Genomic DNA, 21897 nt, shown 5'->3' on the forward strand with positions numbered 1-21897 from the left:
CCTCACTGCGGGGTGTAGCGCCAGACGCCGAGCATGGCCTGCTCGTCCATGAAGTCGTCACCTTCGAAGACGGTGCCGCGCAAGCGTTCCAGCGCCGCCGCCTCGTCGAGTCCGGTGCCGATCAGCACCAGGTTCGACACGCGCTCCTCACCGCGCCCCCACGAGCCGGGGGTGAACACCACATGCCTGCCGACCAGGTGCATCTCGAACTTGCGCCGCTCCCCCGCCACCGCGAAGGCCACGCAGCCCTTGGCGCGGAACAGGCCGGGCGGCGGATCCTCCAGGAAAGCGATCAGGGCGCGCGGGTCCAGGTCCCGCTTGCTGGTGAACGACACCGACACGTACTCGTCGTGCAGGTGCCGGTGCGCCGGGTCGTCGTGATCGTGATCGTGCTCGTCGAGCAGCGAGTCGAAACTCAGCTGCTGGGCCACCTTCGGCTCCGCGAGCACCCGATCGTCGAATAGCAGACCGGGATCGACGCGGCCGTGCGTCGTCGCGTAGACCGGCACCTGGCCCACCCAGCCCGTCACCTGCGCGCGCAGGTCGGCCAGCGCCTCGGCCGAGACCCGGTCGGCCTTGTTCACGAGCACGAGATCGGCCAGCCGCAGGTGCGAGATCAGTTCCGGGTGCTGCGCGCTCGTCGCGCCGAACAGCTCGGCGTCGACCACCTCGACCAGCCCGCCGTAGCCGATCCGCGGATTCGGGTTGGCCACCACCATCCGGATCAGGTTGCGCGGCTCGGCCAGCCCGCTGGCTTCCACCACGATCACGTCGACGGCGCTGCGCGGCTGCGCCAGCGTCGCGAACAGGTCGTCGAGCTCGGAGACGTCGACCGCGCAGCACACGCAGCCGTTGCCCAGCGACACCATCGCGTCGACCTGGCCCGCCACCAGCATCGCGTCGATGTTCACGGCACCGAAGTCGTTGACCACCACCCCGATCCGGGTGCCCCGGTTGTTGCGCAACAGCGAGTTGAGCAGGGTCGTCTTTCCCGACCCGAGAAACCCCGCAACGATCACCACAGGAATCACTGTGTCGATTGTGCCCGAACGGCCGCGGCCGCCGGCCCCAGGGCGGGTCGGCGGCCGCGAACGCGTGCGGTTACTTCGTCGGGCCGAAGACCAGGCCGACCAGGGTGTAGGCGAGGTTGATCAGCTGGCTGGTGATGGCGGTGTTGTCCATGCCGAGTGCCCTGGCCAGCGGCATCAGCATGTTCATCACGGTGAGGATCGGGCCGCCGAGCGAACTCAGGTCGGGGGCCGACTCGTCCGGGGTGGACTGCTGCTGGTTCTTCGGCGTGGTGCCGCGTTCGCGCGGTGTTGGCGCGGGTGCCGCCGGAGCGCCGGGCGCGGCGGTGCGCACCTCGGCGGCGCCGGGGATCGCCAGGTGCCCACCCGAGCCGGTCGGCGGCTTCGGGGCCACCCGGGGCTGCTGGGCGGGAGCCTGATCCGGGGCACCGCCGGGGAAGGCCAGATGTCCGCTGGAACCGGCGGGGAGGCGGGGCTCGGCGGAGACCGGGTCGCCGAGCGGGGCGCGGGCCGGGATCGCGGCGGGCTGGGCGGGCGCCGGAGTTGGGGTCGGTTCGGTGGTCGGCGGCTGATCGCCGTCGGGTGCCGGTTCCGGGGCCGCGGCGGGCGCTGGCGCGTCAGCGGGTGGAGCCGGGGCCGGAGCGGGGGCGTCGGCCGGGTTCGGCGGCGCGCCCGCCGGAGCGGGCGTGCCCGGCGCCGCGTCGGGTTCCGGCGCCTGGGCGGGGTCCGGGTCGGGCGCCGGGGCCGGGTCGGCCGGATTCGGATTCGCTGCTCGGCGCCGGAGCGGTGTCGGCCGAATTCGGCGCCGGGGCCGGATCGGCGGCTTTCGGTTGCGGCGCGGGGGCCGGGTCGGCGGGGTCCGGGGTGGATTCTTGCGGAGCCGGGGTGGTCGGCGCTGCGGCCGGTTCCGGCGTCGGAGCGGGAGTCGCGGCGGGGACACGGCCATCCGCGGGCTTCGAGTCCGGCGCGGACGCGGGCACCGCCGCGGCGGTCGGCTTGTTCAGCAGGAAGCCCACCACGCCGGTCGCGATGGCGACAGCGTGCTTGAGCTGCCCTTCCCGCGATTCGAGCAGCGCGGCGTCCTCGGGGTTGGCGCCGTTGCCCATCTCCACGAAGACCAGCGGCACCTGGGTCAGCGCGGGCCCGGCCACATCGGCCCTGGTCTGCAGCCCGTTGCTGACGCCCGCGTAGGTCGCGGACGGGAAGCCGGAGGCGAGATAGGCGTCGCGCACCGCCGTCGACACGGCCCGGCCCCCACCGGACTGCGCCTGATCGGCGATCGCGTCGGGGATCGGCAGCTGCGGCACGATCAGATGGAAACCGCGCTGGTCGGCGGGGGCGCTGTCGGCGTGGATGCTCACCGCGACCGACGCGCCGGACCGATTGGCGGCGCGGGCGCGATCGTCGACGCAGCCGCCCCAGCCGGTGTCGTCGGCGCGGCTGAGTACCACCTCGGCGCCGAGCGCCTGCAGCGATGCCTTCACCAGCTGGGTGACGTTCCAGTTGATGGTGTGCTCGGGAATGCCGTTCAGCGAGGTCATGCCGGTGGTCTGGCAGTCCTTGGTGCCGCCGCGCCCGTTGTCGACCTGGCGGCTCAGATCCTCCGAATGCGCCGACCCCTGATGGCCGGGGTCGAGGAAGACTGTCTTGCCTGCGAGCTGGTCGCTGGCGGCGGGTTCCGGCGCGGCGTGTGCCGTCGCGGGCACCAGTCCCGTCAGCGACAGGACGACCGCGGCGGAGACGGTGGAGCAGAGACCGGCCTTGATGATGTTTGGTTGCATGTTCGGTCGGTGCTCCGGAACGGAGCACCCCTCCCTTCCCATTGGTAACACCAAACCCAGTGGTTCACTCTTGCAACGTGAGCAACTACAGAGCAAGCACCGTTACCGAAATGTGACAGGAGAAAAGCGCAGGTTAGCGCTGGTCATACGCCCAGATCACGGGCGATGTCGACCGGATCAGGCAACCTCGGGCAATTGACGCAGCGAACGCAGCGCGTAGTGCACGCGAGTCTTCACCGTCCCCACCGGCACCCCGAAGTCCGCGGCCACCTCCCGATAGCCGCGATCGTGCAGGATCACCTCGACCACCGCGGCCCGCTGCGGCTCGGGTAGCCGGGCCAGCAGCTGATCGACCAGCAGCCCGTCGACGAGCCCGTCGGCGAAGTCGGGTCTACCGACGCAGGCGACCTCGGTGATGTCGTCCCAGCCGACGTCACCGGGCCGGACGGCGCGGGCCCGCACGATATCGACGACGACATTGCGCTCGATCGCCAGCAGCCAGGTCCGCACGCTGCCCTTGCGCACGTCGAAGTCGCGACACGACCGCCAGCCGCGCAGCAGCGTCTCCTGCACGGCATGCTCGGCCAGGCCGCGATCTCCCAGGCTGCGCATCGCCCGCCAGTGCAGCAGGCCACGGTCGGCGGCCAGCACCTCGGCCAGCCCGTCGGGGGTACACAGGCGCGCGCAGTGCGCACCACAGGAGTTGTCCTTCATATGGGGTTATCGCCGCGCGCGGCCCCGATGACAACGAACGGTGTTAAGCGGCTCTTCAGAATCCTGCTGGCCCCGGACGCGACACTCATTTCGCGAGCCCGGCCAGGGCCTGCTCCAGGAGGGGGGAGCAGGGCCGCCGGGCTCGCCCTCTTCCGCCCACATCCGCCCATTCGCCGACGCGAGCGGGGATCGGCGACGACAATCGCGACGAGGAGCGAGAAACGTGGACATCCATGCATATCCGACCGACGCGCAGACGCCGGTCGACCGGGCCGAGGCCACCCGCATCGCGGCAGGCCATCTACCACCCCCGATCCCGGACGCCGACCGGCACATCGTCGAATTCGCGAGCGGCTTCGTCGTCTACGAGGTCCGGCCGCTACACGCGCCCGTCGATCGGCCCCTGCCGGTGGGCGGTTCGGTGTACGTCATCGACAAGGCGACCGGCGCGGTGTCGTACTGGCCGACCTACCCCTGCGGGGTGATCGCCGATCAGTACGAGGCGGGCCGGGTGGTCGTCATCGACGACTGGCCCGATCAGGACGACTGATCGGGCAGCGCGCGCACCCGGCGCAGGTCGTCGTCGGTGGCCGGCCACTGGACCACCAGGTGCGGAGCTCGGCACTGTGCGCGGCGAGCTCGGCGACGAGTCCCGCGAGAGGAGCATCGTCGGGCGTGCTGCCGACGATCCCGCGAAATCGACTCAGCAGTGCCCGCACCGCCAGTTCCCGACGCCGCATGGCCGTCGGCCGTGACCGGACGGCGCATAACGACCAGCACGCCGAGCACCGTGAGCACGAGAGCCGGCACGCCGAACCAATCGCCCCACCGGGCGTACGGCGTAGCGACCGCGCTGGTGCCGAGATCGGCTATGGCCATGCGGGTTTCGGTGATGTCAGCCTGGACCGAGGCGCCGATCCGGCCGCGCGCGTCGACGCCGACCAGTTCGCCGAGTTGCGCCGGCCTGGCGATGGCGATGCCCGATTCGACGGCCCGGACGACGGCCATGCGGCTGTGCAGCCAGTGGTCGACGGTGAAGTCCAGGGCAGGGGCGAGCAGCAGGGTCGCCCCGTTCGCGCGGTTCTCGCGGACGAGGTCGGGGTGGTCGAGGTCGAAGCAGATCGCGAGTGCCCACGGGCGGCCGGGAACCGGCACCACGCGCCGGCCTGCCTGCAATCCGGATTCGAGGCCGGGCACCAGATGCCGCTTCGCGTAGACGGTTTCGCCCGGATAGGCGATGGCGGCATTGACGGTGCCGTCCGATTGCTCGAGTTCCAGCCCCACCACCACGTGTACCCCGCGCCGCGTGGCGACCTCGTCGAGTGGACCGCTCAGCAGAGCGATGTCGGATTGTGTTGCATGCCAGGCTTTCTCGGTGAACACGACGACGTCGGCGCCCTGATCGGTCGCGCGCTCGACCATCGTCACCGCCTCCGCGATCATCGCCACGCCGGGCGCGGAGTCGACGGGGACGTACATCGGCGGTTGCGCCAGCGCGACGAGCGCGACTCGGACGACGGACCCCTCGGCGGCCGAGTACAGAGCACCTGCTCCGCCGGCGCCGAGAGCCATCACAACCGCAACACCGAAGATCCAGCACCGCCGCATATTTCGCACCTCGGGCACCGCGACCGCCACGGCCATGCCACCCACAGTCGGGTGCGGCCACGCGTTTCGCTCTCCCGGCGCCGTCACGGCCGCGACGACGGCGGGAACGGCGAGCAAGAGAAAGCTGATGCCCGCGACGCCGGTGACCGCCGCGATCCGCACGATCGGACCGATCTCTGACTGGGAGTAGCCGATGCTCCACCATGCGCCGACCCCTCCGACCAGGCGATACAGATATTCGGTGCAGGTCCAGGCGGCGGGGAAGGCGAGCGCTGCGAGTCCGATCCGGTGGCGCGCGAGCAGCATGCGGAACAGCAGGAAGCAGGCGCCGTACACCACGGCACTGCCGCCGAGCAGCACGGCGGCGGCGGTCAGTGGTTGTTCCAGCGTCTGGAGGAAATACGGCCAGTAGCGGGCGGTCCCGCCGAGCCAGGACAGCACGGCCGCCGCGTACCCGGCCGGACCGGAGTAGCGCGGCGCCATCCACAGCACCGGGAGGGGCGCGAGGAACGCGACCAGGGGGATCGGATGGAGGCCGGTTCCCATCGCCCACAGCGCCGCCGAGATCGCCGTGGCTGCACACCAGATACCCACGTGTACAGATCTTTTCGTCGAGATAGTCACCGCTCGATGGTGGGCGGTGTCCGGCATCTCGCACATCGCCCGGACGAGCGGTTCCGCCTCCCCCGCGCGAGGGAGATCAGCGTCCTGGCAACTCGTTGTCGCCCGGCGCCACCATCCCGGATTCGTAGGCGAACACCACCGCCTGCGCCCGGTCGCGCAATCCGAGTTTCGACAGGACCGAGCTGACATGGGTTTTCACGGTGTGCTCGGTGACCACCAGGCGTGCGGCCAGTTCCGCGTTCGAGCGGCCCGCGGCGAGCTCGCGCAGGATGTCGCGTTCGCGGGCGGTGAGGGCCGCCAGGTGAGGCGTGGCATCCGGTCGACGGGTGCGCGCGATCTCGGCGATCAGGCGGCGGGTCACCGACGGTGCGAGCAGGGCCTCCCCCGCCGCGACGACGCGGACCGCGGCGACGAGTTCGGCGCGGCGCGCGTCCTTGAGGAGGAATCCGCTCGCGCCCGCTCGCAGTGCCGCGTAGACGTAGTCGTCCATGTCGAACATGGTCAATACCAGGACCTTCGCCTCGCTGTCCGCGCAGATCCGCGCGGTGGCGGCGACGCCGTCGAGCCGGGGCATCCGGATATCCATCACCACGACGTCGGGCCGCAGCCGGCGCGCCGCGGCCACGGCGTCGATACCGTCGGCCGCCTCACCCACGACCTCGATGTCGGGTTCGGCTTCCAGGATCAGGCGGAAGCCGGTGCGGAACAGCTCCTGATCGTCGACGACGAGTATCCGCATGCTCACTTCCCGTGCGCCAGTGGCAGTTCGGCGTCGACGGCGTATCCGGTGGCGGTCGGCCCCGCCCGGAGCACGCCGCCGCAGGCGTGCACGCGCTCGCGCATTCCGAGCAGGCCGAAGCCGGTGGTGTCCGATCGGGGCGTGCCGATGCCGTCGTCGACGATGCTGACCCCGAGGCGGTCCGGCGACCAGCGCAGCGCGACGTCGACCCGGGTCGCCCGCGCGTGCTTGCCGGTGTTGGTGAGCGCTTCCTGCACGATCCGATAGGCTGCGGCCTCGGTCTGCGGCGCGATCACGGCGCGCTGTCCGTGTTCGGCGTAGCGCGCGACCAGTCCCCCGCGCTCGGCCCGCGCGACGAGATCGGCGACGGCGGCCACGCCCGGTGGGTGCGGCAGGTCGTCGCCGTCGCGCAGGGCGCCGATGCTGTGCCGGAGTTCGCGCAGGGCGGCGCGGCCGTCATCGGCGATCGCGGCGAAGGCGGCGTCGGTGGCGGTCGGGAGCGCGAGCAGGGGGCCGGTCTCGGCGCGCAGGATCATGGCGCCGACGGTGTGGGCGAGCCCGTCGTGCATGTCCCGGGCGATGCGCAGCCGTTCCCTGGCCACGGCGGTCGCCTGCTCCTCGTCGAGGCGGCGGGCCCGCTCGGCGAGGACGTCGATCTGGGCCTGCCGAGCCCGCACACCGGCGCCGAGCGCCCACGCGGTCAGGAACGACATCGCGGCGTAGCCGTAGGAGTCGGCGGATTCGTGCGGTACCAGCAGCGAGACCAGGATTCCCGCCGCGACCAGCACGAACGCGATCCGACGCTCGGTCGCCCGGCAGTAGGCGGCGATCGTGTACACGCAAACGACGGTGCCGAACGGCAGCACGGGCATGGCGTGCGCGCAGGCCAGCGCGGTGATGGCGGGACCGACCACCGCCAGCGTGGCCAGCGGAGCCCGGCGCCGCCACAGCACCGGGACCGAGGCGAGCACCGACAGCCCGACGATCCACCACGCCGCACCGGCGACCACGACGGGCCCGACGGTCACCGCGGTGACGATGGCGGCGATCAGCGCATCGATCGGTTCCGGCGATTTCCGAGACAGGTCCACGACGATCCAGTCTGACCGGCGACCACGCGTCGCGCCTCCCTCGCGAGAGTGATTCCGGCACCGCGCGGTGGTTCCCCACGCCAGCGCTCGCGGGCCTAGGCTGGATCCGGACCGGAGGAACTGGCGGCCACAGGCCGGTGACCAGCGATAACGCCATCTCGGGCCAGAGCGAATCAAGAACGAATTGCATACATAGCGATGTGTGCATACGATAGCGACCGATCGAACCGCAGGGAGAGGTGAACACGATGGGCGCAGGACACGGACACGACCACGGGGTGTCGGCCGACAGCGACAAGCGCTGGCTGGCCGGGGCACTGGCGGTGATCGTCATCTTCCTGATCGGTGAGGTGATCGTCGGCATCGTGGCCGATTCGCTGGCGCTGCTCTCCGACGCGGCGCACATGACCACCGACGCCGCCTCCATCGTGCTGGCCCTGGTGGCGATCCGGCTCGCCAAGCGCCCGGCCACCGGCCGGATGACCTTCGGCTGGAAGCGGGTGGAGATCCTGTCGGCGCAGGCCAACGGCCTGACGTTGCTGCTGCTCGCGCTGTGGCTCGGCTACGAGGCGATCCGCAGGCTGTTCGAGCCGCCGGAGGTGCACGGCGCCCTGGTGCTGATCACCGCACTGATCGGCATCGCGGTCAATGTCCTGGCGACCTGGATGATCAGCCGCGCCGACCGGACCAGCCTCAATATCGAGGGCGCCTACCAGCACATCCTCAACGACCTGTTCGCCTTCATCGCGACCGCCGTGGCGGGCCTGATCATCATCCTCACCGGCTGGGTGCAGGCCGACGTGATCGCGACCCTGATCGTGGTCGCGCTGATGATCAAGGCGGGCATCGGGCTGATCCGGGCGTCGAGCCGGATCTTCCTCGAGGCCGCGCCCGACTACCTCCACCCCGAGCAGATCGGTCGCGACATGGCCGCCCGCGACGGCGTGACCGAGGTGCACGACCTGCACATCTGGGAGATCACCTCCGGCTCCCCCGCCCTCTCGGCGCACGTGCTCGTGCGGCCGGGGCACGACTGCCACGCGGTCCGCGAGGACATCGCGCACATGCTCGACCACGAGCACCACATCGAGCACGTCACCCTCCAGGTCGACCACGCCCGGCCCGCGGTCATCGGGATCGGCGCCACGGACGACGACAGCCACTGCAGCGAGGCGCACGGGCCCAAGCACGTCTCGACCGCGCAGGCGCCACACACGCACTGATCCCGCGAACGAGGGAAGGCCCCACACCTGGAAAGGTGCGGGGCCTTCTCGTCGGTCACGCTGTCAGGGCGGACCCGGTCGTTTCATCGACCTGGAGGGCTTGTTCAGCCGCCGAAGGAGCCGGTCCACAGGGTGTCGACCAGGCCGTGCAGTGCGGCGCCGAGGGTGTCGAAGAGGCCGTTCAGGGCGGCGCTACCGGTGTCGATGATAACGGGGATCATAATAATTCCTCTGTTTCTCGCATAGGCCCAGCCGGAGCTGGCTTACAGATGACCTATCGACGCCCGAACGCCGTGAGTTACGAAATTCCGGATTTCGTGACCCTCATAACAATGGCCCATAGAAACCTATTACTACCTGCGGTTTTGCCGGAATACCTGACTTTCCTGAGGGGACTATGAGAATCGCATGAGATTCATGTTGCGCTCATCCGATAAGACCGAATTTCCGATGCCCCGGGAAATAGGGGCACAGATCACGAATACATAGCGCGACATATGGTCACACCTATTCGCCGTCGCCGCGGATGGGCCTGCCGCCGAACATCCCCGCGACCAGGGCGAGGAAGCCGAGGTGGGCGCGCAGCGCGGCGCCGTCCCGGGCGACGGAGCCGACGGTGGCGGTCCCCGACGTCACCGGACGGGCGGCGAACCGGTCGGCCAGCCAGGCGAGCACGACCGGGACCACCAGGAACTCCAGCGGCAGATGCGAGCCGCGGCGCACCCGCAGGTACTCGACCGTGGCGCCCGCCGCGCGATAGCGCTCGACGTGGGCATCGATGTCGGCGACGGCGATCACCTCGTCGCGCACGCCCTGCACCACCAGCAGCGGGGCGGCGGGCGCCCTGGTGCCGGGCTCGATATCGGCGAGGATGCGGCGCAGGGCCGGTTCGGCCAGCAGGCCGGCCAGGCCGTCGCGCAGGTGCCGGGCGACGTCACGGCGGGCGAAACGCCACAGCAGCGCGAAGGTGGTGCGCGCTTCGGCCTCGCCGAGCAGGTCGCGGTACCGGTCGTCGAGGTGGTCGTCCAGGACCGGGTCGAGATCGGGGTAGGCGCGACGCAGACCGGCGACGAAGGCGGCGGGGAACCCGGCGAACCAGCCGCCGTTGAGGCGGACGAACGCCGCCGCCGGATCACCGACCGGCGAACCAGCCGCCGCGCCGACGATGTTCAGCTCCGGCGCGTAGTCGGCGGCCAGCTCCGCTGCCCACGCCGTCGCCAGGCCGCCGCCGGAGTAACCCCACAGCGCGACCCGCGTCGACGGGCTCAGGCCGAGCGGCACGAAACCGAGCGCGGCCCTGATCCCGTCGAGTGCCCGGTAGCCGGGCTCGCGGGCGGCGCCGAACCGGCCGCCGAGCCCCTCGTGATCGGGCACCGACACCGCCCACCCCTGCTTCAGCGCCATCGCCACGATCGGTAGTTCGAGCGGCGCGATCGAGCCGGTGGTCTTCGCCCCGAGCCGCAGCGCGTAGGAGGGAAAGCACCGCGGCGCGACGGCGTCGATCGCGCACTGGAAGGAGATCAGCGGTCGTGGACGCGTGGGGTCGGCGCCCCACGGCAGCAGCACCGTGGTCACCGACACCTCCGGCGCACCGTCGAGGTCGCAGGTCCGATACAGCAGTTGCCAGGCCACGATCCGCTGCCGCACCAGTCCGAACAGGGCCAGCTCCACCGAACGCGAGCGCACCACCGTGCCCGGCGCGAGCAGTTCGGCGCCGGGCGGGGTGGCATAGAACGGGTCGTCGGGCGGGAGCAGTGGCGCGGTACTCCACTGCGTCAGGGCAGGCGCGTCGATCCTCATAGGCTGCCGCCGCCACCGAAGAACCAGGGGTTGAACGTACAGGTCAAGGCGGGGCTGCCGGCCGGGTCGAGGGCCCGCAGCGCGATCGAGGCGGCGCGGGGCGAGTACATCATGGTCAGGTGGTCGGAGACGTCTTGCTCGCACCCGTCCTGCAGGGCGATGTTGTCGACGGTCGCGTCGGGTCCAGCCCGCAGGAAAGCCAGGTCGAGGGGGTTCATCACCTCGTCGTAGCGCGAACCCACCACGGTGTAGGCGACGCCGGGCACAGTGTCACCGGCGGCGTTGAGGGTGGTGTAGAACGGCGAGCCGATGGCCTGCTCCACATTGGCGACACCGATGATCGGCCGGTAGAAGCCGAGGATGTCGATGCCGGCGTTGTTGATCATGCGGCCGAGCGTGGCGATGCCGAGCAGCGCGGTGCCGTGGTGGGTGGCGCCGAAGGTGACCAGCGTGCCGACCTTGCCCTGCCCACCGTCGAACTTGAGGTAGTGGTTGGCGATCGTGCCGCCCTGGGAATGGCCGACGATATCGACCTGGTCGGCGCCGGTCGCCGTCCGCACCCGTTCGATGAAAGCCGCGACCTGCTTCGCCGAGTCGGCCATCGGCCCCACGCCGTAGCGGCCCGGCAGCACGGCGCCGAGCCCGCCGCCCTCGAGCAGTGCCGACTTGCCGTAGTTCAGGGTGAACACGCAATGCCCGGCCTGCGCCAGGCGCGGCGAGAGGTAGGAAAAGGTGTCGTAGGCGTTGAGCCAGGTGCCGTGCAGGAGCACGACGGGGCGCGGGTGCTGTGCGCTCGGCGTGCAGTCCCAGCGATTGGCGCCGGGCGGCGCGGCGTCGGGGTGTAGCAGGCCGTAGGCGAAGGCGGGCAGGTAGGCCGACATCGCCGGCCCCTCGCCGACGGCGTCGGAGGCCCGGCTGCCCGAGGACCCCGAGCTGCTGCCCGAGGCGCTGCCGGTGTCGGCGATGGCAGTGGGGCGACGACCGTCGGGGGTGGTGGTCATGCCGGCGTCGAGGTATCCGGCCAGCGAGGCGATGGTCGGTTCCAGCACCGGGTCGGCGGTCGCCGGGCCGGTGCCGAGGGCCGCGGCCGCGGTGAGGCCCGCGGCGATGCCGAGTCCGCACAGGGTGCGGCGCAGTGGCTGCGTCGTTGCAATCATGGTGGTCACTTCCTCGAACCGCGTCGGCCTGCGTTGGCTCGGACGCGCTCAGCGAATCTATGACCGGCGCCACATCGCTGTCACTGCACGGTGAACCGAGAAAACCCGCCGCTTGTTGGCGCGGGAACCAAGATCTGTGCCTTCTCGACGGGACGTGCCCACGCCGCCCTGTTCTCGGACACAATCGAGTCATGCTCGCCGAACACCCCGTTTCCGCACCACCCGCTTTGACCGCACGACTATTGGCGCGCTGGCCCCAGATCGCCGAGCGCATGCTCGCCGCGGGGCTCGGCGCCACCGCGCCCGCGGAACTGCCGCCCGGCCACTTCACCGCGGAGGTCCTGCCGACCATCTACGCCTGCGGTCGGGCCGTACTCGAGGCGATCGCCGCCGAACGCGAGTTCACCCAGGCCGAGGTCGCCGCGTTCGTCGGGCCGGTCGCCGAGCGGCACGCCGAGGACCGTTTGCCGCTGCCGATGCTGATCGGCGCGATCCACGGGTCGGCGCAGGCCGTGCTCGCCGAGGCGTCCGCGCTGGCCGAGCCCACGGAGATGAGTGACCTGATCCGGGTCGGCAGCGGGCTGCTCGAGCTGCTGCGCCACATCAACGTGACCGTCGTCGAGACCTATACCGAGGTCGAGCAGTCGATCTACCACGCCGAGCGTGAGGCCCGCCGGGAACTGTGTTCGGCGCTGGTGCGCGGGCTGCCCGCCGAGGAACTCGCCGCGCGCGCCGACACCGTGCTCGCCGACCAGTACACGGTGCTGGCGATCCATCTGAGCGAACCGGCCCGCACCGGCAGCGCGGCCAACCTGCTGACCCGCCGCCGGATCCGGGTGCTCCAGCGCGCGCTCGACGAGCTCACCGGCACCACCACCCCGGCCACCTTCGACGGCGCCAACGGCATCGCGTTGCTGAGCAACAGTTCCGAGACCGATGTCGTGGACGCGCAGCGCTTCGACGAGCTCGCCGCCCGGCTGACCGAGCAGTACGGCGTGACGGTGTATCTGGCCGAGTTCTCCGGCGTCGCCCGCGACGCCATTCCGGCCGCGGCCAAGGACGCGACCGAGCTGACCGAGCTGGCCCGGCTGCGCGGCAGGCCCGGCGGCTGCTACCGCCTCGACGACCTGCTGCTCGAGTATCAGCTCACCCGGCCGGGCCCGGCGCGAGAACGCCTGGCGCAGCGGGTGATTCCGCTGCTGGGCAGCCCGCACCTGATCGAGGCGCTGGAGGCGCACCTGCGCCACGGCGCCGACCGCAAGACGGCCTCCCGCCGGATCCACGTGCACCCCAACACCTTCACCTACCGGTTGCGCCGCATCGCCGAACTCACCGGCCTCGACCCGGCCGACCCCACGGATTCGCGGATGCTGGCCGCCGCACTCACCGTGCACCGGCTCGACACCCCGCAGCGCCGCGGCGAGGACCAGCTGGTCTAGCGGGTCAGTCCGTCGGTGACGGCGCCGAGGCCCGCGGAGATCGCGGCGCGCTGCGCCGGGTCGAGCACGTCGACGAACACGCGGCGCACGACCTCGACGTGCCCGGGGGCCACGGCATCGAGCTTGGCCCGGCCCGCCTCGGTGAGCACGGCGTTGACGCCGCGGACATCGGTGTCGTCGTCGACGCGGCGCACCAGGCCGGCCTGCTCGAGCTTGCCCACCTGGTAGGTGAGGCCGCTCTTGGAGGTGTAGATCGCGGCGGCGAGGTCGGTCATCCGCATGGCGCCTGCGGGCTCGGCGGAGAGCCGGACCAGCACCTCGTACTGGGTGTGGGTGAGCCCCTCACCCTTGAGGTGCTGGTCCACCGCGCGGTCGACCAGCGCTCCGGCGGCCAGGAACCTGACCCACAGCCGCATCTCCTCGGCATCGAGCCACCTGGGTTCTTCCATGCCGCAAACCCTAATCACTTCGGCGGAATAGCTGCGCACCGCGTATTGTTCAAATTTGAACATCAACACCGATCCGAAGGAGCCGACCGTGTCCATGCCGGTGCTCTACCTCTCGCACGGCGCCCCGCCGCTGATCGACCACGCCACCTGGCCCGCCGAGCTCGCCGCCTGGTCGGCCGAACTGCCCCGGCCGCGCGCGATCCTGATCGTGTCCGCGCACTGGGAGTCGGCGCCGATCACCCTCGGCGCGACCACCACCGTGCCGCTGGTCTACGACTTCAGCGGCTTCGCCCCGCGCTACTACGACGAGCGCTACGCCGCTCCCGGCGCGCCCGAGCTCGCCGCCCGGGTGCGCGAGCTGCTCGGCGGCGCGGTCGCCGAGGCCCCCGACCGCGGCCTCGACCACGGCGCCTACGTGCCGCTGAGCCGGATGTACCCCGACGCCGATATCCCGGTGCTGCAACTATCGATCCCTACACTGGATCCGCAGGACCTGATGAAGTTCGGCCGCTCGCTCGCCCCGCTGCGCGAGGAAGGCGTGCTCATCATCGGCAGCGGGTTCTTCACCCACAACCTGCGCGCGCTCACCGCCGACGACCACCACGTGCACTCGTTCACCGCCGAGTTCGACGACTGGGGCCGCCGCGCCCTCGACGGCCGCGATATCGACGCACTGCTCGACTTCGAGCACACCGCCCCCGCGCCGCGGCTGGCCCACCCGCGCACCGAACATTTCGCTCCGCTGTTCCTCACCCTCGGTGCGGGCGCCGAGGACCTCGACTCCCTGCGCACCGTCATCGACGGTTACTGGTTCGGGATGGCACGACGCTCGGTTCAGATCGGCTGACCGGGCGCAACGGAAAGGACACCATCGCCATGACGACATCGACCACCCCCACCGACGCCGGCCTGCTGGTGCTACGCCTCGGCGTCGGCACGATCATGGCCGCCCACGGCACCCAGAAGCTGTTCGGCTGGTTCGACGGCGGCGGCCTGTCCGGCACCGAGAAATTCTTCGCCGCGAGCGGCTATCCGATGGCGGAATCCTTCGCCGTGGTGGCCGGGCTGAGCGAGACACTCGGCGGCATCGGCCTGATTCTCGGCCTGTTCACCCCGCTGGCCGCGGCGGCGATCCTGGGCACGATGCTCAACGCGATCTCGGTGAAGTGGGGCGGGTTCTTCGCACCCAAAGGTGTCGAGTACGAGGTGATCCTGGCCGTCGCGGCGACCAGCCTGGCGCTCAGTGGCGCAGGCGGTTTCGCGCTCGACCGGTTCGTCCCCGGGTTGCGCAACTACAAGCTCGCCTACGGCGTGGCGGCCATTGCCCTGGCGGTGATCGTGGGCGGTATCACGCTCATTGCCCGGAATTGAAATTCAACGAAAAAACCCGCTATTCGACGTGTGCATCGAATAGCGGGTTATTCGTTTCCCGACAAGGAAAGTCTTAGTTCAGCGCGCTTTACAGGTAGGCGCTGCACACCGGCCAGGCGCCGGGACCCTGCGCGGCCAGCACGTTCTCGGCGACGCGGATCTGCTCTTCGCGGCTGGCGTTGTCGGCGGTGCCGGTGCCACCGTAGGCCTCCCAGGTGCTCTGCGAGAACTGCAGGCCGCCGTAGTAGCCGTTACCGGTGTTGATGTTCCAGTTGCCCGTGCTCTCGCACTGCGCCACGGCGTCCCAGTTGTTCGCGGAGGCGGTCGCGGTGGTCAGACCGGCCGGAACGGCGATCATGGCGCCGGCGACAGCGGCGAAACCGAGGGCACGAGTGGTGAACTTGCGATTGAAAGACATAAGGATTCCTGCCTGCGCCCACCGGCTCGGTGATGATATCCACCGCGTCCCTGCCCCTCAGTAATGTCGGGGATCCTCGAAATCGCGGGGCAGGCTTTCCGGTGTTCTGCGATTCGATTCGGCTCGGGTTGTTGTTCAAGCCGTGACCGAATGTAGCCGGAATGCGAGCTGAGATCACGTCCGGATCACGGACGCGTCTGTACTGGCCATTGTCCAAAGGAACAGTGTTCCGCGCTGGTCCACCGTGACAAATCCGTAATCACAATACTGTCGTTATGCCACCGTGATGTGACCGGGATCACCTGTATATAGAGACCCCAGTCACGTTTCCTACCCGGCAATTCGGGCATCGCGCCCGCGCGGATCAGCGGTATTCGGGGTTCTCGAAGCCGAATCGGCAGCCCGCGTCCCATTCCGAACGCTGGTTGCCGTGGACCGGGATGCCGCCGGCATCGCGCAGGATCCTGGCCAGATGCAGGAGGTTCCAGGTCATGAAGGTGGTGTTGCGGTTGGTGAAGTCGTTGTCCGGACCGCCCGAACCGGGGTCCAGATAGGACGGACCCGGCCCGGCCTCGCCGATCCAGCCCGCGTCGGCCTGCGGCGGAATGGTGTAGCCCAGGTGCTGCAGGCTGTAGAGGATGTTCATCGCGCAGTGCTTGACGCCGTCCTCGTTCCCGGTGATCACACAGCCGCCCACCTTGCCGTAGTAGGCGTACTGGCCCGCCGCGTTGAGCTGGGAGGAGTTGCCGTAGAGCCGCTCGATCACCCGCTTGGTGACCGAACTGTTGTCACCGAGCCAGATCGGGCCCGCGATCACCAGAATGTCGGCGGCCATGACCTGCTCCTGCAGCGCGGGCCACGCGTCGGTGACCCAGCCGTGCTCGGTCATATCGGGCCAGACGCCGGTGGCGATATCGTGGTCGATCGCGCGGATATGCGAGACGGCGACGCCGTTCGCCGCCATGATGTGCGCGCTGACGTCGATCAAACCCTGCGTATTGCTCGGCTCGGGCGAGAGCTTGAGCGTGCAGTTGATGAACAGCGCCGACAGGTCGTCATAGGTCGCCATGGTCGTTCGGCCTCCTCGGTGGATGACGCGGCGGTGGGCCCGCCACGCGGTACCGTGCCCGCACCGCCCGTGACGTTACGGCGGCGAGGTCACGCCCCGGGTCGCCGCGAGAGCACAGCACGATGTCACGCGGGACGGCCCGGGCCGAGGGTGGCACCCGGCGGGCCGCCCGACCTCGTCGAGGATCTGCTGGGCTAGCGCTGGAAGTACTGCTCGAGCCGGGCCCGCACCGTCGACCTGGCGCGGTGCAGGATCACCCGCTGATTGCCCGCCGAGATGTCGAGCAGCGCGCAGACCTCGTCGGCGGAGTAGCCGTCGATATCGCGCAGGGTGAGAACCGTGCGGTGTCGAGCGGGCAGGGCAGCCACCGCGGCCGCGAGCAGGCGGGCCACTTCGGCGCGCTCGGCGGCGTCCTCGGGTTCCGACCACGGGCGCGGCTGGGCGCCGAGGGCCCAGTGGCCCGGGTAGCGGTCACCGGGCGGGCGGAAACGGCCCGGATCGACCGCCGCGCCCTCGTCCTCGGGCAGCAGCGTGGCGAACGGAACGGTGCGCTGCTCCTTGATCCCGCGCTTCTTGGCCGTGTTCACCAGGATCCGATACACCCAGGTCTTGAGCGAGGAACGGCCTTCGAACCGGTCGACGCCCTGGACCACGGCCAGCCACGCCTCCTGCACCACTTCTTCCGCGGAGGCGTCGGTCGAGACGAACGAGCGCGCCAACCGCAGCATCGAGCCGGACCACGCATCCACGACCAGGGCGAACGTCGCGTCGACCCCGGACCGCAGCTCGGCGACGAGCACGTCGTCGGCAGGCAGGGCGCCGTCGTGTCCCACCGGGTCTCCTCGCTGTCACCACTCGCGTCGCTGGCAGCACAGTACCGCCGGGCAGCGGTGTAACGCGCGGGACAGGTCGGGGAACGGAGAACGCATGCGAGAGAAGGAGAAGACCATGTCACACCGCCGTATCCGCCGTACCGTTCTCAGCGTGCTGGCGGTGGGATTTGTCGCCGCGCTGGTCGTCGGCCTGTACCTGTTCCAGCCGTGGCGGCTGTTCACGACGACGACCGTCCACGAGGCGCCTGTTACCGCGATGGGCGGCGCGCCGCTGTCGGTGATCGCGTCCGGCGATTTCCTCTCGCACGAGCACGACACGACCGGGTCGGCGCAGTTGCAGCGCACTCCCGACGGCACGCTGGTCCTGCGGATCACCGATCTGCGCACCTCCGACGGACCCGCGCTGCACGTGTGGCTCACCGATCAGCCGGTGATCGGCGACGACTGGCACAACTTCGACGACGGCACGCATATCGATCTGGGCGCGCTCAAAGGCAACGAGGGCAGTCAGAACTACACCGTGCCCGCGGGCACCGATCTGTCGACCATCCGGTCGGTGAGTATCTGGTGCGCCCGCTTCCACGTGTCGTTCGGGGCGGCCACACTGACGCCGGCCTGAGCGCGGGTCAGGCGGAGCGGTGCCAGTCGCGGAATGCCGCGAGCAGCGTGCTGCGCGCCGCGCCGGAGAGCTGCTCGGGCGCGAGTGTGCCGAGGTCACGGGTGGTGCGGCGGATCTGATCGAGGTAGACCTCGCAGCCGTCGCACTCGGCGAGATGGGCGAGGAAACGCGATTCGGTCGCGCTGTCGAGCGCACCGTCGAGGAAGCCGGTGACCAGCTCGACGAATTCGTCGCAGTCCATTCGCCCTGGCTCCTCTCGCCTCGCTCGGCACAGCATAGTCATCGCTGCACCCGTTCAGAGCCCGCGGCGACCCCGGCGTTACAGCGGTGGTGGCGGCCGCCTCGATCGCGCGGGTGATGTCGGCGTCGGTGTCGTAGGTGGTGAGGACCAGGACGTGCGGGGTCGGCGCCGGTTGCGCGGTGATCCGGCGGGTGGCTTCGACGCCGTCCATGTCACTGCCGAGCTGGAGGTCCATCAGCACCACGTCGGGGCGCAGGCTCGCCGCCAGCGCGACCGCGGCGTTCGCGCGATTCGTGGCCTGTGGCGGCGGGCTGGGCCTGGCATCGAGCGTGGCGGTCGCGCAGCTGGCCACCGTGCTGCCATGGGCCGTCGCGAACGCGGTGGTCACGATCGCCTCGACGGTGCTCGGCACCGTGCTGCACGCGCTGGTCACCTTCGGTGGGCGGACGCTGCCGGGGTGGCGCGAGAACTGGCAGTCGGCGGGATCGGCCGTGGCGGCCTATGCGGTGACGAGCGCGGCGATGTTCGCGCTGTTCGCCGTCCAGGCGACGCCGGGCGCGCTGACCGAGCAGATGGTCTACCTGTCGGCGTCGGGGCTCGCCGGGATCGGACGGTTCCTGGTGCTGCGAATGGTCGTCTTCGCCGACCCGGCGCGGACCGCGCCAGCCCTCGGCAGCAGAACCGCCGCGAGCGGACCGATCACGATCACCGGCGCCCCGCAGTCGGCGGCGACACCCGGCGGTTTCCCGGGGACGCGGGCCCCGGTCCGGATGCGACCGAGCACGACTCGGCTGGTCCTGCCCGCGCCCCGCCCGCACCGGCGCTGGATGCCGGCCGCCGCGTAGCGGATTCAGCCCAGCGGAATCGCGACCGACAGCACCGTGCCGTCCCCCGGCGCGGATTCGATCGCACAGGTCCCGCCCAGCTGACGCACCCGCGCCCGGATCGCGGGCAGTCCGTGCCCCCGATGCTCGGCCGGGTCGGCCAGGTCGTCGGGATCGAAGCCGCGCCCGTCGTCGGCCACATCGCGGGCGTGGTGGGCGTGGTGACGGTGCAGGCCCAGAACTCCGACCCGGCGACCCGCACCCCCGTCGTCGCCGATGCCGCCGACGCCGACCTGACCCAGAGCACCCACCTCTCGATCGCCGACGCTACGAAGGCCGCGCAGACCGCGCTCGACGCCGCGGCCGAGGAGAACCAGCGGGTCAGCGTCGCGGTCGGCGCCCCCAGCGGCGACCTGGACGAGAAGTTCGCCCGGGCGGGCGTCGCCGCGATCGGCAAGTAGTCCCCGAACACGCGGCGGCCCGGTCATCTGGCCGCCGCGGCGTTCAGCTCTCCCGCCGCGCTTTGGCTCGGCGCTTGCCTTCGTGCATGGCCTGGACCCTGGCGATCGGGATGGTGTGCCCCTCGGCGATCAGGTCGGCCGGAAGTGTTTGTGGTGCGGGCATTTCTGTGGCCCAGGGGTCGGTGTCATCGAGCAGGTTCGGCGCGCTGCGCAGGGTGAAGTCGGCCGGGACGACATCGTCGATATCGCTCCAGCGCAGGGGAAACGACACCGGCACGCCGGGCCGGATGCGTGGACTGTAGGCCGCGATGACGGTGGCACCGCCGGCCCGCGTCGAGTCGAGAAAGACCTTGCCGTGGCGGTCTTCCCGGATGAACGCGGTGGTGCCGACGGACGGGTCGATCCGTTCCGCGCGGGCGGCGATCGCCCGGGTCGCGGCGGCCGCGTCCTCGATCGCGATGCCCGGCTCCACCGGCACGAACACGTGCAACCCCTTGGCCCCACTGGTTTTCACCGCGCCGTCGAGTCCGTCCGCGGTGAGCGCGGCCCGGATCAGCCGCGCACCCGCCGCCGCGTCACGGAACGTCTGCCCCGGCGACGGATCGAGATCGAGCACCAGATGCGTCGGCCCGGCACTGTGATCCACCGGCAGCAGCGTCGGGTGATACTCCACCGCCCGCTGATTGCCGAACCACAGCAGCGTCCGCTCGTCGTTGCCGAGCGCGTAGGTGACTTCCCGATGCGAGCTCTCAGCCCACACCGTCACCCGAGGCACCCATTCCGGCGTGTACTTGGGCAGATTCTTCTGCATGAACGGTTCCTGCCCCGGCCGCACCCGCACCACCGACAACGGCCGGTCCCGCAGCACCCGCACCAACCGCTCCCCGGCGAACTCCAGGTAGCCCACCAGATCCCGCTTGGTCGCCTCGGCACCGTCGAACAACGGCTGATCGAGATTCGACATCTCGACCCCACCCCACACCTCTTTACCGGCCATCGCTCCACCCTCTACCGCATCACCGACCGGGTCAACCACCCACCCTGCGCGGCCGAGGTCACCCGCACGCACGCCTGTGACCTGCCCTTTGGTCGATCGCCCGATCGGATGCGCGGGATACAGACCGCGACCACGGTGACCACCTTCGGGCGCGGCTATATAGAGTCACCGATGACCAAGTCCCGCTGCGTTATACGGATCCCGTCTGCTTCGGCCTCGGTGAGCGGTCGGCCCGCGGCCGCGGAGACCACCGCCGTCCGTGAAATCCGTTCATCGCGGCGATGTTTCGCGTCGAGTTCCCGCAACTCGGCATTGCCCTCGGCCGCGATGCCGAGCACGCGGCGCAGCGGCGCGGTGCGCCGGTAGATCGATGCCGCGACGGCGGCGAGTTCGGCGGCTCGCTCGGCGAGCGGACGATCGGCGGCGACGCTGAACCAGCGGCGGTCATCGAGCGGGATCGCGACATCGTCACCGACGACCGCCACGTCGAGCACCGCCTTCAGCCTTCACTGAACAGTGGACGACCAGCCGTTTTGGTCGAATGCCCGATCGTCGGCTATCGTATGTTCCGCGCGGTTCACGCAGGTGAATCGTAGTTCTGGCCCCGTCGTCTAGCGGCCTAGGACGCCGCCCTCTCAAGGCGGTAGCGCGGGTTCAAATCCCGTCGGGGCTACACAGGGACTCCCCGGTCTTCGTGACCGGGGAGTTTTTCTTTGCCCTCGATGCGACATATTGACAGATGTTGCATGGCCCATACACTGTGGGAAATGTTGCATCGGGAGGTGACGTGACCGAGAAGACCACACTGGGACAGCGCCTCGAGGACATCGCGGCCCGGCCCGACGCGATCACCGCGTTCAAGGCCGCGCGGTCGGCGTTCCTCGCGGGTCGCCGGCTGGAGATGAAGGAACTCGCCGACGAACTGGGCGTCAATCGGGCCACCCTCTTCCGCTGGGTCGGCAGCCGCGACGAGCTGCTCTCCGAGGTGATCTGGTCGGTGGCCGAACCGACTCTGCGCCGCGCCATCGCCGCGGCCCCGGACAGCGGCGCGCGCCGGATCGCGACGATCCTCGGCGACTTCGCCAACGCCACCAACACCAATGCCGCCTTCCGCGCCTTCCTCACCCGCGAACCCGAGCGCTCGCTGCGTCTGCTCACCACCAGGGCGGGCTCGGTGCAGCGCCGGTTCGTCGCCGCCATCGCCGAACTGCTCACCGCGCAGATCGACGCGGGCGCCCTCGATCCGCCGCTGCCGGTGCCCGAATTGGCGCTGCTGCTCTCGCGGATCACCGAGACCTTCATCTACGCCGATGTGATCAGCGGCGAGGAACCCGACGCGGCCAAGGTGGTCCAGGCGTCGCTGGTTCTGCTGGGCGTACGGCCCGAACAGTAGGAACCCGAAAGGAAAACC

25 protein-coding genes, 1 tRNA gene and 3 pseudogenes are annotated in these 21897 nt (G+C 70.3%); 10 read left to right on the forward strand and 19 right to left on the reverse strand.

Features of this window, described 5'->3' with window-relative positions:
- Positions 1-2: 2 nt before the first annotated feature.
- The 4 genes from NV348_RS06300 to NV348_RS06315 all read right to left on the reverse strand — a co-directional run bounded on the left by NV348_RS06300 (position 3) and on the right by NV348_RS06315 (position 3523).
- Positions 3-1028 (reverse strand): CobW family GTP-binding protein, encoded by a 1026-nt coding sequence (locus NV348_RS06300; RefSeq protein ID WP_495885080.1) that lies wholly within the window; start codon positions 1026-1028, stop codon positions 3-5.
- 73 nt (positions 1029-1101) lie between these two features.
- Positions 1102-1422: a hypothetical protein gene (locus NV348_RS06305; RefSeq protein WP_447146148.1), complete on the reverse strand. Its 321-nt coding sequence runs from the start codon at positions 1420-1422 to the stop codon at positions 1102-1104.
- Positions 1423-1645: 223 nt separating this feature from the next.
- Positions 1646-2809, reverse strand: coding sequence for an N-acetylmuramoyl-L-alanine amidase (locus NV348_RS06310; RefSeq protein ID WP_447146149.1), 1164 nt, complete (start codon positions 2807-2809; stop codon positions 1646-1648).
- Positions 2810-2986: 177 nt separating this feature from the next.
- Positions 2987-3523 carry a sigma-70 family RNA polymerase sigma factor gene (locus NV348_RS06315; protein WP_447146150.1) on the reverse strand — a complete coding sequence of 179 codons (537 nt, stop codon included), beginning with the start codon at positions 3521-3523 and terminating at the stop codon, positions 2987-2989.
- A 223-nt stretch (positions 3524-3746) separates the two neighbouring features.
- Here NV348_RS06315 and NV348_RS06320 point away from each other — a divergent pair, with 223 nt between their 5' ends.
- Positions 3747-4073, forward strand: a complete 327-nt coding sequence (locus NV348_RS06320) for an SUKH-4 family immunity protein (RefSeq protein WP_447146151.1) — start codon at positions 3747-3749, stop codon at positions 4071-4073.
- On the opposite strand, the gene NV348_RS06325 is transcribed toward NV348_RS06320, so the two are convergent.
- From NV348_RS06325 to NV348_RS06340, 4 genes and pseudogenes are all read right to left on the reverse strand, one after another.
- Positions 4042-4263 (reverse strand): MmyB family transcriptional regulator, encoded by a 222-nt coding sequence (locus tag NV348_RS06325; RefSeq protein ID WP_447146152.1) that lies wholly within the window; start codon positions 4261-4263, stop codon positions 4042-4044. The genes NV348_RS06320 and NV348_RS06325 overlap by 32 nt on opposite strands.
- 190 nt (positions 4264-4453) lie before the next feature.
- Positions 4454-5944, reverse strand: a pseudogene (locus tag NV348_RS06330) (nitrilase-related carbon-nitrogen hydrolase); the annotation flags it as partial.
- Complete coding sequence (locus tag NV348_RS06335) at positions 5832-6500, reverse strand: response regulator (RefSeq protein WP_447146153.1); 669 nt, start codon at positions 6498-6500, stop codon at positions 5832-5834. The gene NV348_RS06335 and the pseudogene NV348_RS06330, both read right to left, overlap by 113 nt.
- Positions 6497-7585: a sensor histidine kinase gene (locus NV348_RS06340; RefSeq protein WP_447146154.1), complete on the reverse strand. Its 1089-nt coding sequence runs from the start codon at positions 7583-7585 to the stop codon at positions 6497-6499. Before NV348_RS06340 ends, NV348_RS06335 begins: the two co-directional genes overlap by 4 nt.
- Before the next feature lie 248 nt (positions 7586-7833).
- On the opposite strand from NV348_RS06340, the gene NV348_RS06345 reads away from it, so the two are divergent.
- Positions 7834-8808 (forward strand): cation diffusion facilitator family transporter, encoded by a 975-nt coding sequence (locus tag NV348_RS06345; RefSeq protein WP_447146155.1) that lies wholly within the window; start codon positions 7834-7836, stop codon positions 8806-8808.
- 507 nt (positions 8809-9315) lie between these two features.
- Here NV348_RS06345 and NV348_RS06350 read toward each other — a convergent pair.
- Together NV348_RS06350 and NV348_RS06355 are read right to left on the reverse strand one after the other, a co-directional pair.
- Positions 9316-10608, reverse strand: coding sequence for a lipase family protein (locus NV348_RS06350; protein WP_447146156.1), 1293 nt, complete (start codon positions 10606-10608; stop codon positions 9316-9318).
- Positions 10605-11765, reverse strand: a complete 1161-nt coding sequence (locus NV348_RS06355) for an esterase/lipase family protein (protein ID WP_447146157.1) — start codon at positions 11763-11765, stop codon at positions 10605-10607. The genes NV348_RS06350 and NV348_RS06355 overlap by 4 nt, the downstream gene beginning before the upstream one ends.
- 191 nt (positions 11766-11956) lie before the next feature.
- Between NV348_RS06355 and NV348_RS06360 the strand changes: the two genes are divergently transcribed.
- Positions 11957-13204 (forward strand): PucR family transcriptional regulator, encoded by a 1248-nt coding sequence (locus NV348_RS06360; protein WP_447146158.1) that lies wholly within the window; start codon positions 11957-11959, stop codon positions 13202-13204.
- On the opposite strand, the gene NV348_RS06365 is transcribed toward NV348_RS06360, so the two are convergent.
- Positions 13201-13653, reverse strand: a complete 453-nt coding sequence (locus NV348_RS06365) for a MarR family winged helix-turn-helix transcriptional regulator (protein WP_447146159.1) — start codon at positions 13651-13653, stop codon at positions 13201-13203. The genes NV348_RS06360 and NV348_RS06365 overlap by 4 nt on opposite strands.
- Positions 13654-13747: 94 nt before the next feature.
- On the opposite strand from NV348_RS06365, the gene NV348_RS06370 reads away from it, so the two are divergent.
- Entirely contained in the window at positions 13748-14500 is a 753-nt protein-coding gene (locus tag NV348_RS06370) for a dioxygenase family protein (RefSeq protein WP_447150955.1), read from the forward strand.
- Between the two features lie 29 nt (positions 14501-14529).
- Positions 14530-15024: a DoxX family protein gene (locus tag NV348_RS06375; protein WP_447146160.1), complete on the forward strand. Its 495-nt coding sequence runs from the start codon at positions 14530-14532 to the stop codon at positions 15022-15024.
- Positions 15025-15115: 91 nt separating this feature from the next.
- On the opposite strand, the pseudogene NV348_RS06380 reads toward NV348_RS06375, so the two are convergent.
- From NV348_RS06380 to NV348_RS06390, 3 genes and pseudogenes are all read right to left on the reverse strand, one after another.
- Positions 15116-15442 (reverse strand): annotated as a pseudogene (locus NV348_RS06380) (transglycosylase family protein); the annotation flags it as partial.
- 364 nt (positions 15443-15806) lie between these two features.
- Positions 15807-16511, reverse strand: a complete 705-nt coding sequence (locus NV348_RS06385; protein WP_447146161.1) for a flavodoxin family protein — start codon at positions 16509-16511, stop codon at positions 15807-15809.
- 194 nt (positions 16512-16705) lie between these two features.
- Positions 16706-17344: an RNA polymerase sigma factor gene (locus NV348_RS06390; protein WP_447146162.1), complete on the reverse strand. Its 639-nt coding sequence runs from the start codon at positions 17342-17344 to the stop codon at positions 16706-16708.
- A gap of 115 nt (positions 17345-17459) precedes the next feature.
- Between NV348_RS06390 and NV348_RS06395 the strand changes: the two genes are divergently transcribed.
- Positions 17460-17963 carry a DM13 domain-containing protein gene (locus tag NV348_RS06395; protein WP_447146163.1) on the forward strand — a complete coding sequence of 168 codons (504 nt, stop codon included), beginning with the start codon at positions 17460-17462 and terminating at the stop codon, positions 17961-17963.
- Between the two features lie 7 nt (positions 17964-17970).
- Here NV348_RS06395 and NV348_RS06400 read toward each other — a convergent pair whose 3' ends face one another.
- On the reverse strand, positions 17971-18204 hold the full coding sequence (locus NV348_RS06400) for an anti-sigma factor family protein (RefSeq protein ID WP_447146164.1): 234 nt from the start codon (positions 18202-18204) through the stop codon (positions 17971-17973).
- Positions 18205-18295: 91 nt separating this feature from the next.
- Positions 18296-18481: pseudogene (locus NV348_RS06405) on the reverse strand (response regulator); the annotation flags it as partial.
- On the opposite strand from NV348_RS06405, the gene NV348_RS06410 reads away from it, so the two are divergent.
- Positions 18414-19049, forward strand: coding sequence for a GtrA domain-containing protein (locus NV348_RS06410; RefSeq protein ID WP_447151224.1), 636 nt, complete (start codon positions 18414-18416; stop codon positions 19047-19049). The pseudogene NV348_RS06405 and the gene NV348_RS06410 overlap by 68 nt on opposite strands.
- A 5-nt stretch (positions 19050-19054) precedes the next feature.
- Here the strand turns inward: NV348_RS06410 and NV348_RS06415 are convergent, their stop codons facing one another.
- The gene (locus NV348_RS06415; RefSeq protein ID WP_447146165.1) at positions 19055-19228 is read right to left on the reverse strand and encodes an ATP-binding protein; all 174 of its coding nucleotides are present in this window, start codon (positions 19226-19228) and stop codon (positions 19055-19057) included.
- Positions 19229-19249: 21 nt separating this feature from the next.
- Between NV348_RS06415 and NV348_RS06420 the strand changes: the two genes are divergently transcribed.
- Positions 19250-19489 carry a hypothetical protein gene (locus tag NV348_RS06420; protein WP_447146166.1) on the forward strand — a complete coding sequence of 80 codons (240 nt, stop codon included), beginning with the start codon at positions 19250-19252 and terminating at the stop codon, positions 19487-19489.
- Positions 19490-19532: 43 nt separating this feature from the next.
- Here NV348_RS06420 and NV348_RS06425 read toward each other — a convergent pair whose 3' ends face one another.
- Together NV348_RS06425 and NV348_RS06430 are read right to left on the reverse strand one after the other, a co-directional pair.
- Positions 19533-20486 (reverse strand): DNA polymerase domain-containing protein, encoded by a 954-nt coding sequence (locus NV348_RS06425; RefSeq protein ID WP_447146167.1) that lies wholly within the window; start codon positions 20484-20486, stop codon positions 19533-19535.
- 155 nt (positions 20487-20641) lie between these two features.
- On the reverse strand, positions 20642-20980 hold the full coding sequence (locus NV348_RS06430; RefSeq protein WP_447146168.1) for a hypothetical protein: 339 nt from the start codon (positions 20978-20980) through the stop codon (positions 20642-20644).
- A 106-nt stretch (positions 20981-21086) separates the two neighbouring features.
- On the opposite strand from NV348_RS06430, the gene NV348_RS06435 reads away from it, so the two are divergent.
- Positions 21087-21159, forward strand: a tRNA-Glu gene (locus NV348_RS06435).
- A gap of 114 nt (positions 21160-21273) precedes the next feature.
- Positions 21274-21879 carry a QsdR family transcriptional regulator gene (locus NV348_RS06440; RefSeq protein WP_447146169.1) on the forward strand — a complete coding sequence of 202 codons (606 nt, stop codon included), beginning with the start codon at positions 21274-21276 and terminating at the stop codon, positions 21877-21879.
- The last annotated feature ends 18 nt before the right edge of the window (positions 21880-21897 follow it).

It is taken from the genome of Nocardia fodinahabitans (assembly GCF_052983615.1).

Coding starts and splice junctions, on each gene's coding strand:
- NV348_RS06400 (WP_447146164.1), bottom strand. CDS start 18,204: ATGGACTGCGACGAATTCGTCGAGCTGGTCACCGGCTTCCTCGACGGT.
- NV348_RS06375 (WP_447146160.1), top strand. CDS start 14,530: ATGACGACATCGACCACCCCCACCGACGCCGGCCTGCTGGTGCTACGC.
- NV348_RS06365 (WP_447146159.1), bottom strand. CDS start 13,653: ATGGAAGAACCCAGGTGGCTCGATGCCGAGGAGATGCGGCTGTGGGTC.
- NV348_RS06325 (WP_447146152.1), bottom strand. CDS start 4,263: ATGCGGCGTCGGGAACTGGCGGTGCGGGCACTGCTGAGTCGATTTCGC.
- NV348_RS06425 (WP_447146167.1), bottom strand. CDS start 20,486: ATGGCCGGTAAAGAGGTGTGGGGTGGGGTCGAGATGTCGAATCTCGAT.
- NV348_RS06395 (WP_447146163.1), top strand. CDS start 17,460: ATGTCACACCGCCGTATCCGCCGTACCGTTCTCAGCGTGCTGGCGGTG.
- NV348_RS06350 (WP_447146156.1), bottom strand. CDS start 10,608: ATGAGGATCGACGCGCCTGCCCTGACGCAGTGGAGTACCGCGCCACTG.
- NV348_RS06355 (WP_447146157.1), bottom strand. CDS start 11,765: ATGATTGCAACGACGCAGCCACTGCGCCGCACCCTGTGCGGACTCGGC.
- NV348_RS06410 (WP_447151224.1), top strand. CDS start 18,414: ATGTCACTGCCGAGCTGGAGGTCCATCAGCACCACGTCGGGGCGCAGG.
- NV348_RS06385 (WP_447146161.1), bottom strand. CDS start 16,511: ATGGCGACCTATGACGACCTGTCGGCGCTGTTCATCAACTGCACGCTC.
- NV348_RS06345 (WP_447146155.1), top strand. CDS start 7,834: ATGGGCGCAGGACACGGACACGACCACGGGGTGTCGGCCGACAGCGAC.
- NV348_RS06360 (WP_447146158.1), top strand. CDS start 11,957: ATGCTCGCCGAACACCCCGTTTCCGCACCACCCGCTTTGACCGCACGA.
- NV348_RS06315 (WP_447146150.1), bottom strand. CDS start 3,523: ATGAAGGACAACTCCTGTGGTGCGCACTGCGCGCGCCTGTGTACCCCC.
- NV348_RS06370 (WP_447150955.1), top strand. CDS start 13,748: ATGCCGGTGCTCTACCTCTCGCACGGCGCCCCGCCGCTGATCGACCAC.
- NV348_RS06310 (WP_447146149.1), bottom strand. CDS start 2,809: ATGCAACCAAACATCATCAAGGCCGGTCTCTGCTCCACCGTCTCCGCC.